At 66.9% G+C, this 12,935-nt stretch carries 13 protein-coding genes; 11 read left to right on the top strand and 2 right to left on the bottom strand.

Translation table 11 applies throughout. The annotated features are described in order from the left end of the window. The first annotated feature begins 40 nt into the window (after positions 1–40). The gene (locus HFK18_RS10650; RefSeq protein ID WP_180166267.1) at positions 41–760 is read left to right on the top strand and encodes a hypothetical protein; all 720 of its coding nucleotides are present in this window, start codon (positions 41–43) and stop codon (positions 758–760) included. A gap of 7 nt (positions 761–767) precedes the next feature. Here HFK18_RS10650 and HFK18_RS10645 read toward each other — a convergent pair whose 3' ends face one another. Beyond that, on the bottom strand, positions 768–2,039 hold the full coding sequence (locus HFK18_RS10645) for a hypothetical protein (protein ID WP_257216221.1): 1,272 nt from the start codon (positions 2,037–2,039) through the stop codon (positions 768–770). 84 nt (positions 2,040–2,123) lie between these two features. On the opposite strand from HFK18_RS10645, the gene HFK18_RS10640 reads away from it, so the two are divergent. The 10 genes from HFK18_RS10640 to HFK18_RS10595 all read left to right on the top strand — a co-directional run bounded on the left by HFK18_RS10640 (position 2,124) and on the right by HFK18_RS10595 (position 12,503). After that, positions 2,124–2,807 (top strand): DUF502 domain-containing protein, encoded by a 684-nt coding sequence (locus HFK18_RS10640; protein ID WP_100553172.1) that lies wholly within the window; start codon positions 2,124–2,126, stop codon positions 2,805–2,807. After that, a complete protein-coding gene (locus HFK18_RS10635; protein ID WP_180166265.1) occupies positions 2,804–3,589 on the top strand; it encodes a queuosine precursor transporter in 786 nt (261 codons plus the stop codon). The genes HFK18_RS10640 and HFK18_RS10635 overlap by 4 nt, the downstream gene beginning before the upstream one ends. A gap of 96 nt (positions 3,590–3,685) precedes the next feature. Beyond that, positions 3,686–5,629, top strand: coding sequence for a DUF885 family protein (locus HFK18_RS10630; RefSeq protein WP_180166264.1), 1,944 nt, complete (start codon positions 3,686–3,688; stop codon positions 5,627–5,629). 16 nt (positions 5,630–5,645) lie between these two features. Further along, positions 5,646–6,716, top strand: coding sequence for a serine hydrolase domain-containing protein (locus tag HFK18_RS10625; RefSeq protein WP_180166263.1), 1,071 nt, complete (start codon positions 5,646–5,648; stop codon positions 6,714–6,716). Then, positions 6,713–7,117, top strand: a complete 405-nt coding sequence (locus HFK18_RS10620; protein ID WP_180166262.1) for a VOC family protein — start codon at positions 6,713–6,715, stop codon at positions 7,115–7,117. Before HFK18_RS10625 ends, HFK18_RS10620 begins: the two co-directional genes overlap by 4 nt. Positions 7,118–7,580: 463 nt before the next feature. Continuing rightward, on the top strand, positions 7,581–8,024 hold the full coding sequence (locus HFK18_RS10615) for a DUF2147 domain-containing protein (protein WP_099818971.1): 444 nt from the start codon (positions 7,581–7,583) through the stop codon (positions 8,022–8,024). A 102-nt stretch (positions 8,025–8,126) separates the two neighbouring features. Next, complete coding sequence (gene metG / locus HFK18_RS10610; protein ID WP_180166261.1) at positions 8,127–10,205, top strand: methionine--tRNA ligase; 2,079 nt, start codon at positions 8,127–8,129, stop codon at positions 10,203–10,205. Between the two features lie 76 nt (positions 10,206–10,281). After that, complete coding sequence (locus HFK18_RS10605; RefSeq protein ID WP_180166651.1) at positions 10,282–10,872, top strand: HAD family hydrolase; 591 nt, start codon at positions 10,282–10,284, stop codon at positions 10,870–10,872. 24 nt (positions 10,873–10,896) lie between these two features. After that, positions 10,897–11,310, top strand: a complete 414-nt coding sequence (rnfB, locus tag HFK18_RS10600; protein ID WP_100461287.1) for an Rnf electron transport complex subunit RnfB — start codon at positions 10,897–10,899, stop codon at positions 11,308–11,310. Positions 11,311–12,128: 818 nt separating this feature from the next. Next, positions 12,129–12,503 carry a hypothetical protein gene (locus HFK18_RS10595; RefSeq protein WP_180166260.1) on the top strand — a complete coding sequence of 125 codons (375 nt, stop codon included), beginning with the start codon at positions 12,129–12,131 and terminating at the stop codon, positions 12,501–12,503. Positions 12,504–12,585: 82 nt separating this feature from the next. Here the strand turns inward: HFK18_RS10595 and HFK18_RS10590 are convergent, their stop codons facing one another. Continuing rightward, a complete protein-coding gene (locus HFK18_RS10590; protein ID WP_025879081.1) occupies positions 12,586–12,933 on the bottom strand; it encodes a RidA family protein in 348 nt (115 codons plus the stop codon). Between the last annotated feature and the right edge of the window lie 2 nt (positions 12,934–12,935).

The following is a 12,935-nucleotide window of genomic DNA, read 5'->3' as shown; positions in this document are numbered from 1 at the left end:
ACGCCCCGCTATCCTCTGCAGCCCTGCCATGGAGGCTGCAATGCGCCTTTCGTTGTTTGCTGCGGCGCTGGCCGCCCTGCCCTTCACCGCCACCGCACTGGACGTGCCGCCGGTGCGCTATCCCTCCCTGCCGGCGCACGCCGCTACGGCCGAGGGGTTCGTGCCTGCCGGCTGGGCGCTGGAATACAGGATCGAAGGCGACCTCGACCACGACGGGCGCGCCGACCTTGCGCTGGTGCTGCGCCAGCACGACCCGCGCAACATCATCGAGCACGATGGGTTCGGGCCGTCGCCGTATGACAGCAACCCGCGCATCCTCGCCATTGCCTTTGCGCGACCGTCGGGTTACGTGCTGGCGGCGCAGAACCACACGCTCATTCCACGGCCGGACTCGCCGGTGCTCAGCGATGTGCTGGCCGAAGGCACCGGCGTGTCGATCCAGCGCGGCGCACTGCGGGTGGGCCTGTACTCGTTCTCCAGCGCGGGCAGCTGGTCGACCAGCACCACCACGTTCACGTTCCGCTGGCAGGAAGGCCACTTCGCGCTGATCGGCTACGACCGCGACTCGATGATGCGCAATTCCGGGCAGACCGAAGGCCTCAGCGTGAACTTCTCCACCGGCAAGGTGAAGCTGACCGAAGGCAGCATGCAGGACGACAAGGAACAGGTGCGCTGGCAGACCCTGGCTGACCGCAAGCGCTGGACGCTGGACAGCGTTGGCGATGGCTGGGCGTTCAATCCGCTCGGCGACGGCGGCTGAGCCCGGGTCAGTCCGCCCGCAACGGCATCGACAGATACGGGCCCTCGCCTTCGCGCGCCGGTCCACGCCGCAATACCTGCAGATGGCGACCGTCGGCAGACAGTTGTGGCATGCGGGTGTCCGAACGCCACTGCGCCGGCAACCGCGCCAGTGCCTCGTCGGCTGGCCCGGCCTGTTGCCGCAGCCAGCGCTGCGCCCCAAGCAGGCGGATCATCGCTGCTGCGTCCTGGCTGCGCGCCGCGTACTGCGTGTAGGACGGCCCGGCGATGGCGCTCACTGTGCATCCCAGCGGATTGGCCACGCAGCCCACATCCCATCGGGGTGGTGGCGGGACAAGGAGCGGGACATCGGCTGCCAGCGCCTTGGCTGCAGCGGGGCGGCATGCCCAACCGAAATTGCCGGCGATCCGGGCCAGGGTGTGGTCGCGATCCAGCAGCAGGCGGCTGCCTGCTGTCTGCGTGGACGCCTCGATGGCCGCCTTGTTCATCGCAAATTCGCCCTGCATCGCTTGACACAGGCTCTGCTCGTCGGCGTCCAGCGGCTGCAGCGCCACCTCGCAGGAGGCGGGCAGCACGTAACCCGGCGATTGCTCGACCAGCATGTCGCCCAGCAACGCGGCATGGGTCCTCACCACAACAGCGCCCATCATGCTGTCCATCAGCGTGCTGCTGGTGCGCATCATCCGCCGCCCGAACCGAACCGATCTGCAGCCTGCCTCGACGGCACCGGCAACATCGCCCTGCAGATAGGCCAGTGCCTGCGCACTGGCGCCATCCAACAGCGGCGTGTACGCCGGCAGTGGCATGAGTTCGATTCCGCTGGGCTGGAACGGGGAATCGAAACGATCAAAGTCTGCCAACCGGGCCAGTCGCTGGTGCAGGCCGGCATGCCCGGCGTGAGCGTCAGCGAAGCGCTGCGGATCAGCGCGCACCTGTGCCAGGCAGCCGACGGGCCCGACGGCACAACGACCTGCCCCATCCAGAGTCAACGGTGCGTGTTTGGCCGCCAGCAACGAGGCGTGCGACGCCTGCGATGGCGAGGCCTTCCAGCGCTGCAGATCGTCGGCCAACGCCGCCTCACGCTGGGCCTGGTCGAGTCCATCGAAGGGCAGCGTCCACAGCAGGGCGAAGCCGTTGCGACCTTCGTTGGGTTGCACGGCCTCAAGCAGACGCCTGTCTTCCCGCTGGGCGGCCGACAACGGCCAGAACCTCGACAGCAGCCATGCCGCGACGGCCATCACCACCAGGGCCAGCATTGCCCAGCCCAACCAACGCAGCATCTTCAACACAGCATCCTTTCCCTGCATGGCCAGCACCGCCAACGGACAGCGTAAACGAGCGGCCGCGACCGCTACAATGCGCGCATGTCGCTCGAAGCCCCCGCCCTGGTTCCCCGCCCCTCCCTGCAGCGCCTGTTCCTGACCGGCCTGCTGACCCTGTTGCCGATCTGGCTGACCTGGGTGGTGGTCAAATTCGTGTTCGTGCTGCTGTCGGGCATTTCCAGCCCGCTGGTAGTGCCGCTGTCCGAACAGATCGCGACCAACTTCCCGCATTACCTCGGCTGGGTCCGCGCCGAATGGATCCAGAACACCATCGCCCTGCTGGCCACCCTGCTGGTGATCCTGGCCGTGGGCGTGGCCAGCCGCCGCGTGGTCGGCCAGCGCCTGCTGCGCTGGGTTGGTGCGGTCATCAAGCGCATCCCGCTGGCCAGCATCATCTATGACAGCGCCAAGAAGCTGCTGGACATGCTGCAGACCGAGCCGGGCAGCACCCAGCGCGTGGTGCTGATCGACTTCCCGCATCGCGACATGAAATCGGTCGGCCTGGTCACCCGGGTCATCAAGGAACAGGGCACCGACCGCGAACTGGCGGCCGTCTACGTACCCACCACGCCGAACCCGACCTCGGGCTATCTGGAGATCGTGCCCGTCGAGCTGCTCACCCCGACCGACTGGACGGTGGACCAGGCGATGAGCTTCATCATTTCCGGCGGTGCAGTGGCGCCCTCCAGCGTTCCGTTCACCCGCGCTGGCGATCGTTCCGAATGAGCGAGGCGTCGCACGCGCGGCCGCTGCAGGACCGTGCGGTCCTGCTGTTCATCGTGCTGGCCGCGTTCTTCTGTGGCAACGCGGTACTGGCCGAACTGATCGGGGTGAAGATCTTCGCCCTGGAAGACACCCTCGGCATCGATCCGCTGAACTGGAACCTGTTCGGCCAGACCGGCTCGTTGAGCTTCACCGCCGGCACGCTGCTGTGGCCGGTGGTGTTCATCATGACCGACACCATCAACGAATTCTTCGGCAAGCGCGGGGTGCGATTCATCTCGTGGCTGGCGGTGGTGCTGATCGCCTACGGTTTCCTGTTCGCCTTCGCTGCGATCTCACTGGCACCGGCCAGCTGGTGGGTGACCTCGATGGATGCCCACGGCGTGCCCGATTACCAGGCCGCGTTCGCGGCGGTGTTCGGACAGGGCATGTGGACCATTGCCGGTTCGCTGGTGGCGTTCCTGTTCGGCCAGCTGATCGACGTGGCGGTGTTCCATCGCATCCGCCAGGTCACCGGCGAGCGCCATGTATGGCTGCGCGCCACCGGTTCCACCGCGGTCTCGCAGCTGGTGGACAGCTTCGTGGTGATCTGGATCGCCTTCGTGCTCGGCCCCCAGCACTGGCCGACATCGCTGTTCCTGGCGGTGAGCAGTGTCAACTACGTCTACAAGATGGGCTTTGCGATCGCCCTGATTCCGTTGCTGTACCTGATGCGGCGTGCAATCACCCGCTATCTGGGCGAACACCGCGCCGCCGACCTGCGCGCCGCAGCCGCGGCTGACTGAAGCCCCAGCGGCGCGCAAGCTGACTGCGCCCTCACGCTGGCCGTACGCGCGCGGATCGTGCAAGCTCCACGGTCTGTGTTCCACGGAAGCTTCTTGATGCCGTATTCCCCCCGCGTCCTGGCCGCCGCCATCGCCGCGTTGTTCCTGTTCAGCGCCGTTCCGCCGGCCGAAGCAGCGAAGAAGAAGGGCAGCCGCCCCGCCGCCGCGCAGACCCGCCAGGCGGCCAAGCCGAAGGCGCGCGCCGGCACACGTGCCACCCCGCCGGCCCGCGGCAGTTCGGCGCGCCGCGCCGCGCCGCGTCCGGTCGCCCCGGCCCGCGCAGTGCCCAAGCAGGTGCAGCTGGAGCGCTTGTACGACGAATACTGGGATGCCTCCATGCGGTTGAACCCGCTGCAGGCGACCTTCCAGGGCGAGCCGCGCTACAACGACCAGCTGCCCAACATCCTCTCCGCCGCCTGGCGCCAGCAATCACACGACTTCACCACCGAATGGCTGGGCAAGGTCGAGAAGATCGGCAGCGACGGCCTGCAGGGGCAGGACCTGCTCAGCTACGAGATCTTCGTGCGCGACGCCCGCGCCTCGCTGGCCGCCGAGCGTTATCCAAGCTGGATGATGCCGATCAGCCAGTACTACAACGTCGGCAGCATCATGGCCATCCTCGGCGCCGGTGCTGGCGCGCAGCCGTTCAACACGGCCAAGGACTACGACACCTGGTCGCGCCGCTCGCTGGGCATTCCCGATCTGTTCGACCAGGCCATCGCCAACATGCGCCAGGGCATGAAGGCCGGCGTGGTGCAGCCGCGCGACCTGATGGAAAAAGTATTGCCGCAGCTGGACGCGGTGATCAAGCCGACCGCCGAAGAGAGCATCTTCTGGTCGCCGATCCGGACCATGCCGGAGTCCATCTCCGCCGAAGACAAGGCGCGCATCAGCGCCGAGTACAAGCGCATGATCGAACTGCGCATCATGCCGGCCTACCGCGCCCTGCGTGGCTTCATCGCCACCGAATACCTGCCTGCCACGCGCAGCAGCAGCGGCCTCGGCGCACTGCCCGATGGGCAGGCGTGGTACGCCAACCTGATCGTGCAGACCACCGCCAGCCAGCAGACCGCCGCGCAGCTGCACGCGCTGGGCGAACAGCGTGTGCAGGAGCTGCAGGCGCAGATCACCACGGTGATGCGCGATGGCAAGCTGCGCAGTTCGCAGGCCAAGCTGCTGCGTAGCATGCGCAACGACCGCCAGTTCCAGTACAGCGACGCCAACGCGCTGCTCAACCGTTACCGGCAGGTGCAGCAGCAGGTCGATGCACGCCTGCCGCTGGTGCTGGACACCCTGCCGAAGGCGCCGCTGCAGATCCATGCAGTGGAACCGGAGCGCGCCATGACCGCCGCCGCAGCCTCCTACCAGCCGTCGCCCCCGGGGCAACCCGGCGTGCTGTTCGTCAACACCCGCGACCTGCCCAGCCGCAAGCGCTGGAACGTGCCGGTGCAGTACCTGCATGAAGCCATTCCCGGCCACCACGTGCAGCTGGGCCTGCAGCAGGAACTGACCAAGCTGCCGCGCTTCCGCCGCCTCGGCGGTGACCTCGCCTTCGTCGAAGGCTGGGGCCTGTATGCGGAGACCCTGGGCGAAGACCTCGGCGCGTACACCGATCCGTACGACCGCATCGGCTATCTGTATTCGCGCCTGCTGCGCGCCGCGCGCGTGGTCGCCGACACCGGCGTGCATGCGCAGGGCTGGAGCAAGCAGCAGGCCGTGACCTATCTGCAGAAGACCGTGGACATGAGCAGCGACGACGCCAACGCCGAGGTCGAACGGATCATGGCCCAGCCTGGCCAAGCGCTGTCCAACGTGGCGGGCCTGACCACGATCATCGCCCTGCGCGACAAGGCCAAGGCACGCCAGGGTGCAGCGTTCGACCTGCGCCGCTTCCATGCCGAAGTGCTGAAGGACGGTTCGATGCCACTGGATGTACTGGACCACAAGATCGAACGCTGGCTGGCCCAGCCGGCCACGGCAACACCAGCACCCGCACCCTGACCGTCACGGAGCTGCCATGCGCCCTGCCGCCCTGCTGTGTATCGCCGTCCTCGCTGTGCTGCCGTCGATCACCCTGGCGGCGGCACCGCTGGCGCCGCCGGATGCAGGCATTGATGGCCTGATGCAGGCCTACGATGGCCAGGTGCCGGGTGCGGCGGCGCTGGTGCTGCACGACGGGCAGCCGGTATTCCGCCGCGGCTACGGGTTGGCCGTGGTCGAAGATGGCAGCGCCGTGACGCCGGCCAGCAATTTCCGCCTGGCCTCGGTCAGCAAGCAGTTCACCGCTGCGGCGGTGCTGTTGCTGGTCGAGGACGGTCGCCTCGCACTGGACCAGCCCGCGCGGCGCTGGCTGCCGGAACTGCCGCCCGCCGCTGCCGCCATCACCTTGAGGCAGTTGCTGTCGCACACCAGCGGCCTGCTGGACTACGAAGACCTGATGGACCCTGCCGACACCCGGCAGGTGCACGACGCTGATGTGCTTGCCCTGCTCGCCCGCGAAGATCGGCTCGCCTTCGCACCCGGTACGCAGTACCGCTACAGCAACAGCGGCTACGCATTGCTGGCGCTGATCGTCGGCCGCGCCGCCGGCACCGACTTTGCCAGCTTCCTGCAGCAGCGCATCTTCCGGCCACTGGGCATGGCGCATACCGTCGCCCACCAGGACGGTGTCGATGTTGTGGCGCAGCGTGCCTATGGCTACAGCGAGGTTGACAGCCACTGGCAACGCACCGACCAGAGCACGACCAGCGCCGTACTCGGCGACGGCGGCATCTACGCCTCGCTGGACGACCTCGCGCGCTGGGATGCGGCCCTGTACGACGACCGCCTGCTGTCAGCCGCATCGCGCAAGGCGATGTTCAGCCCGGCCACCGCCACCACCGAAGCGGACGTACCGCACTACGGTTTCGGCTGGCGCTTGAACGGCCGCATGCACTGGCACAGCGGCGAAAGCATCGGCTTCCGCAACGTGATCCTGCGCTACCCGGACAAACACCTGACCGTGATCGTGCTGAGCAACCGCAACGCCCCCGAACCCTATCCGCTGGCGCTGAAGATCGCCCAGCGCTGGCTGGACACCCTGCAATGACCCCCGCTACCACCGGCCTGCTGGGCATCCACCATGCCGCACTGATCTGCAGCGACTACGCGCGCTCGAAAGACTTCTACGTGCGCGTGCTGGGCCTGCGCATACTGGCCGAGAACCACCGCGTCGCACGTGACTCGTGGAAGCTGGACCTCGCCCTGCCCGATGGCGGCCAACTGGAGCTGTTCTCCTTCCCCTCGCCGCCCGCACGGCCCAGCCGCCCCGAAGCCCAGGGCCTGCGCCACCTCGCGTTCCGGGTGGCTGCGCTGGAACCGTTCATCGAACGCCTGGCCAGCCACGGCGTAGCCTGCGAACCGATCCGCGTGGACGAATACACCGGCCGCCGCTTCACCTTCTTCGCCGACCCCGACGACCTGCCGCTGGAGCTGTACGAAATCGGTTGAGCGATCTTCAATCGCGAGGCTCATCCACGCATGGCGTGGATCTACGTGTCGACCAAGGTCGACACCTACCGAGAGCAGGCCACGCCATTCCGACAGATCGCAGGACTCTGTCGAAGGCGGGGTGGGTCCGGTTGCGGGGGCGTGAGCGCCATGGATGGCGCGACCGAGCTTACAGGGGTGAGGGCGCTTTGCTTGCGAAGCACTGCTTCGCAAGCGCCCGAACGCCCAGCCGCCAGCGGCTGGGCCGGGCCCCGGAGGGGGACTTGCAGCGTCCCCCGCAACCGGACCCACCCCGCCATCCCACGGAACGCCAGCTTTTGCCGTTGCTCCGGCCGTTGCTCCGGTCGTTGCCTCTGCGGGTGCCGGGCGCCGCCCGGCCGAGCCCCCTTCCCCATACCCCGCCGAATGGGTATACAGTCGACCCGTACCGGCATCGTGCCGGAATGAACCCTGGGAGGGGACCATGCGCAAGACCTTCAAGACCCTGCTGCTGGCGCTGCCGCTGTGCCTGGCCGCGCTCTCCGCGCAGGCCGCCGACAGTGCCGCCGGCCGCTGGAAGACCATCGACGACAAGACCGGCAAGGTGAAGTCGATCGTCGAGATCAGCCAGGCCGCCAACGGCACGCTGACCGGCCGCGTGGTCGAGATCCTGCATTCGGACAAGGGCCCGAACCCGGTCTGCGACGGTTGTGAAGGCGCCAACAAGAACAAGCCGGTAAAGGGCATGACCATCCTCTGGAACCTGAAGGCCGACGGCGCCAACAAGTGGTCCGGTGGCACCATCCTCGATCCGGCCAACGGCAAGACCTACCGATCGAAGATGGAACTGCAGCCCGGCGGCACCAAGCTGGACGTGTCCGGCTGCATCGCCTTCATCTGCCGCGCGCAGACCTGGCAGCGCGAATAAGCGCCCCGGCCCCCGCCTTGTTCCCGTGACCCGGCCCAGGCCGGGTCACCTCGTTGCGGGCATGCGATAATCCCCGGTTCCCCCTGGCTGCACCCCGTGACCATGACCCGTACCGCGCTCGTCACCACCGCCCTGCCCTACGCCAACGGCCCGCTGCACCTGGGCCACCTGGTCGGCTACATCCAGGCTGACATCTGGGTGCGTGCGCGTCGAATGAGCGGCGGCAAGGCCTGGTTCGTGTGCGCCGACGACACCCACGGCACGCCGATCATGCTGGCTGCGGAGAAGGCCGGGGTCACCCCGGAAACCTTCATCGCCAACATCCAGGCCAGTCACGAACGCGATTTCGCCGCCTTTGGCGTCGCCTTCGACCACTACGACTCGACCAATTCGGCGGCCAACAAGGCACTGACCGAGGCGTTCTACCTGAAGCTGGAAGCCGCTGGCCACATCAGCCGTCGTTCCGTGGCGCAGTTCTACGACCCGGCCAAGGGCATGTTCCTGCCCGACCGCTACGTCAAGGGCATCTGCCCGAACTGCGGCAGCGCCGACCAGTACGGCGACAACTGCGAAGTCTGCGGCGCCACCTATGCGCCGACCGACCTGAAGGAACCGCGCTCGGTGATCTCCGGGGCCACCCCGGAAATGCGCGATTCCGAGCACTTCTTCTTCGAGGTCGGCCACTTCGACGGTTTCCTGCGCGACTGGCTGGCCGGCGATGTCGCCCTGCCCGGCGTGAAGGCCAAGCTCGGTGAATGGCTCAATGCCGAAGGTGGCCTGCGTGCGTGGGACATCTCGCGCGATGCGCCGTACTTCGGTTTCGAGATCCCCGGCCAGCCGGGCAAGTACTTCTACGTCTGGCTGGACGCGCCGATCGGCTACCTGTCCAGCTTCCAGACCCTGTGCGGGAAGATCGGCGAGGATTTCGAAGCGCACCTGCGCGCCGGCACCAGCACCGAGCTGCATCATTTCCTCGGCAAGGACATCGTCAATTTCCACGGCCTGTTCTGGCCGGCGGTGCTGCACGGCACCGGCCACCGCGCGCCGACGCGCCTGCACGTCAACGGCTACCTGACCGTCGATGGCGCGAAGATGAGCAAGTCGCGCGGCACCTTCGTGATGGCGCGTACGTTCCTGGATGCCGGCCTGGAGCCGGAAGCGCTGCGCTACTACTTCGCCGCCAAGTCCGGTGGCGGCGTCGACGACCTCGACCTGAACCTTGGCGACTTCATCGCTCGCGTCAACGCCGATCTGGTCGGCAAGTTCGTCAACCTCGCCAGCCGCTGCGCCGGTTTCATCAGCAAGCGCTTCGATGGCCAGTTGGCCGCGCAGCTGCCCGACGCGGCGCAGTACCAGCGCTTCGTCGATGGTTTGGCGCCGATCCGTGAAGCGTACGAGCGCAACGATCCGGCCGCGGCGATCCGCCTGACCATGACCCTGGCCGACGAAGCCAACCGCTACATCGACGACGTCAAGCCGTGGGTGATCGCCAAGCAGGAAGGCGCCGACGCGCAGCTGCAGGCGGTCTGCAGCCAGGGCCTGAACCTGTTCCGCGTGCTGGTCACCGCCCTGAAGCCGGTGCTGCCGGCCACCGCCGCGCAGGCCGAGGCCTTCCTGGCTGCGCCGGTGAATGACTGGACCGAGCTGGCGCAGCCGCTGCTGGGCCACCGCATCACCGAATACACCCCGCTGTTCACCCGTATCGACCCGAAGAAGATTGACGCCATGATCGACGCCTCCAAGGACACCCTGACCGCTGCCGCTGCAGCCCCCGCAGCGAAGGTGGAAGCCGCAAAGCCTGCCGCACCGGTGGTGGCCAAGGACGAAGCGAACAGCGCTGACGCGCCGGCCTACATCGGCATCGACGACTTCGCCAAGCTCGACCTGCGCATCGGCAAGGTGCTGGTGTGCGAGTTCGTGGAAGGTTCGGACAAGCTGCTGCGTTTCGAACTGGATGCGGGCGAACTCGGCAAGCGCCAGATCTTCTCCGGCATCCGCGCCAGCTACGGCGAGCCGGAAGCGCTGGTCGGCCGCAGCGTGGTGTTCATCGCCAACCTGGCCCCGCGCAAGATGCGCTTCGGCCTGAGCGAAGGCATGATCCTGTCGGCCGGTTTCGATGGCGGCGCGCTGGCGCTGCTGGACGCCGACAGCAGCGCGCAGCCGGGCATGCCGGTGCGTTGATGCAACACGGGCGCGGCCCCGGCCGCGCCCGGTCATGAGCACCGCGAAGGGAGGTACCGTGATGGGAGATGCTGCGTTGGAACTGGCGCTGTTCGACTTCGACCACACCGTTACCACCTGCGACACCTACGGCGGCTTCCTGCGCCGGGTTGCCACCGCCGAACAGCTGGCACAGGCCTGGTGGAAAGTCGGCCCCTGGCTGCTGGCCTACAAGCTGAAGCTGATCTCCGCCGAGCGCATCCGCGCACGGGTGACCCGGTTGACCTTCAGCGAGCGCCACGCCGATGACATCGAGACGCTGGCGGCGGGCTTTTCCCGCGAGTTCCTGCCCGATGTCGTGCGTCCGGAAATGCTGGAGCAGATCCGTTGGCACAAGGCGCAGCAGCACACCGTGGTGGTGGTGTCCGGTTCACTGGACCTGTACCTGCGGCCGTGGTGCGAACAACTGGGCCTGCAGCTGATCTGCAATCGACTGGAAAGCGAAAGCGGACGCCTGACCGGCCGCTACGCCGGTGGCGATTGTGGCCCGCGCAAGGTCGAGCACATCCGTCGCCAGTTCGATCTGTCACGCTACACACGCATCCATGCCTACGGTGACAGCGCCGAAGATCGGCCGATGCTGGCCCTGGCGCACGAGCGCTGGTACCGCGGCAAACCCCTGAAGTAACCACACGCGCAGCCTTCGCCACGCATGAGCCTGATTCCGCCCCTGACCGAACGCCTGGACCGCTTGCTGCCGCAGACCCAATGCGGGCAATGCGGCTACGACGGCTGTCGCCCGTATGCGCAGGCGATGGCCCGTGGTGAGGTGGGCGTGGATCGTTGTCCGCCGGGTGGCGATGCCGGTGCGCGGGCGTTGGCGCAGGTGCTGGGTGTGCCGGCGCTGCCGTTCGATCGATCGCGGGGCGAGCACAAGGCGCCACAGGTGGCATTGATCGTGGAGGCGGACTGCATCGGCTGCACGAAGTGCATACAGGCGTGTCCGGTGGATGCGATCGTCGGCGGGGCGAAGTACATGCATACGGTGATTGCGGATCTGTGCACGGGATGCGAGTTGTGTATTCCGCCGTGTCCGGTGGATTGCATCGAGCTGGTGTTGGTGTAGGTTTCTTTTGCGACGCGGCGGCGTCGCGTTGCGCGTTTTCAAGCAACAGCAACGGCAACAGCCGGAGCGTCGGCTGGCTGGGTTTGATGGTCCGGGCTGGTGGGCGGGGGCAAGCGGGACACGCCGTGAACCCATCCATGGGGGCTCGATGGCGCCTTGCTCGTGTGCGCTATCCTGCGCACACGGCAAGACCGGGGTTGGGCGTCCTGCCCAACCCGCCAGGCGGCATGCGCCTGGCCCATGGCGCCAACGGTCCCGCTTGCCCCCGCCCACCAGCCCTCGACAGATATCCGTCACGGACGGTCGAGCAACTGCAATGCTATGGCTGGGATGTTGGTAGGTGCGGACCTTGGTCCGCACCATCTGTCCGACGTCATGGACCTTCGTCGCAAACGACCTGCCCTGTGTGCACTGGCAACTATCGAATCACGATGCATGTCGCAGATTGCTCGATCATTCGCGACCCTTGCGCCACCTGCGCTTGAGGCTGTTCAACAGCATGCAAGAATACTGAAAGCGTCTTGATGGTGCGAGCAATTCAACGCGTCTGATTGGCATTGCGCAGCAGCAGGTTTACAGATGGTGAGCCACCGGAAAAGGGTGGCCGGGCTTCGAAAACCCGTTTTGTCGAACGTTGTTTACGCTTGCCAGCCGGCGTCACCTTGCGTGGCGCCGGCTGGCAATCCGTCTGCCGGCTATGGCGGGCGGGGCGTGGGGGCCTTCGGGCCAGCCGGATCGTTCGACACCGGTTTTCGAGCCACGTCTCCGTCCGCCACCTTTGAGTGGCGGCTACCGTCTGTCCTGCACGGAGCCTTGCCATGAACGCATCGGATTATCGTCATCTGCACGCTTGCCTCGACCCGGCTGCTGCCGGCGAGGACACGGAACCGTCGCCAGCGCTTGATCCCAACACGCTGGTTGCGACCTTGCGCCGTATCGGCACCGGCGCTGCAGCCGATGGCCAAGCGTGGCCGGAGCGGCATCAACTTCCCAGCCGGTGCATGGCACTGGCCGATGCCGACTGCGCGCTGGCCGGGCTGCGGGTGGTGCAGGAGGTCATGCTGGCCGCCGAACGCACCCGGCAGAACGGTGCGCCGGAGGAATACGTCGGCGACCGGGTCATGGAAGGGTTGATGCTGGCCTGCCTGGCCTTGTGTGCGCAGGCAAGCTCACGGTTACAACCGCCGCTGTAACGGATGTTGCAGCGTCAGCCCCCGGGCAAACGGGGTCAGATCCCTTTTCCGGAGGAAAAGGGATCTGACCCCTGTCCAGTCATTACGGAACGGCCGCCGTCACGATGATCTCGACCTTCCATTCGGCGTGCGCAAGCTTGGCTTCGACGGTGGCACGGGCCGGGGTCGCACCCTCCACCACCCACTCGTCCCACGCCTTGTTCATGCCTTCGAAGTCAGCCATGTCGGCCAGGAAGATCTCCGCACGCAGCACGTGCTGGCGATCACTGGCGACCAGCGCCAGCAGCTTGTCGATCTCGGCCAGCACCTGCCGGGTCTGCCCGGTGATGTCCTGGCTGGTGTCTTCCGGAATCTGGCCGGAAAGGTAGGCGACCTTGTTGTACACGGTCATCTCGGACATGCGCGGTCCGACGTCGTAACGCTCCATCATGG

Source organism: Stenotrophomonas sp. SbOxS2, assembly GCF_013416715.1.
GTDB classification, from domain to species: domain Bacteria; phylum Pseudomonadota; class Gammaproteobacteria; order Xanthomonadales; family Xanthomonadaceae; genus Stenotrophomonas; species Stenotrophomonas lactitubi.
Note: the sequence above shows the minus strand (reverse complement) of the source record. Positions and strands in the feature narration are given on the sequence as shown.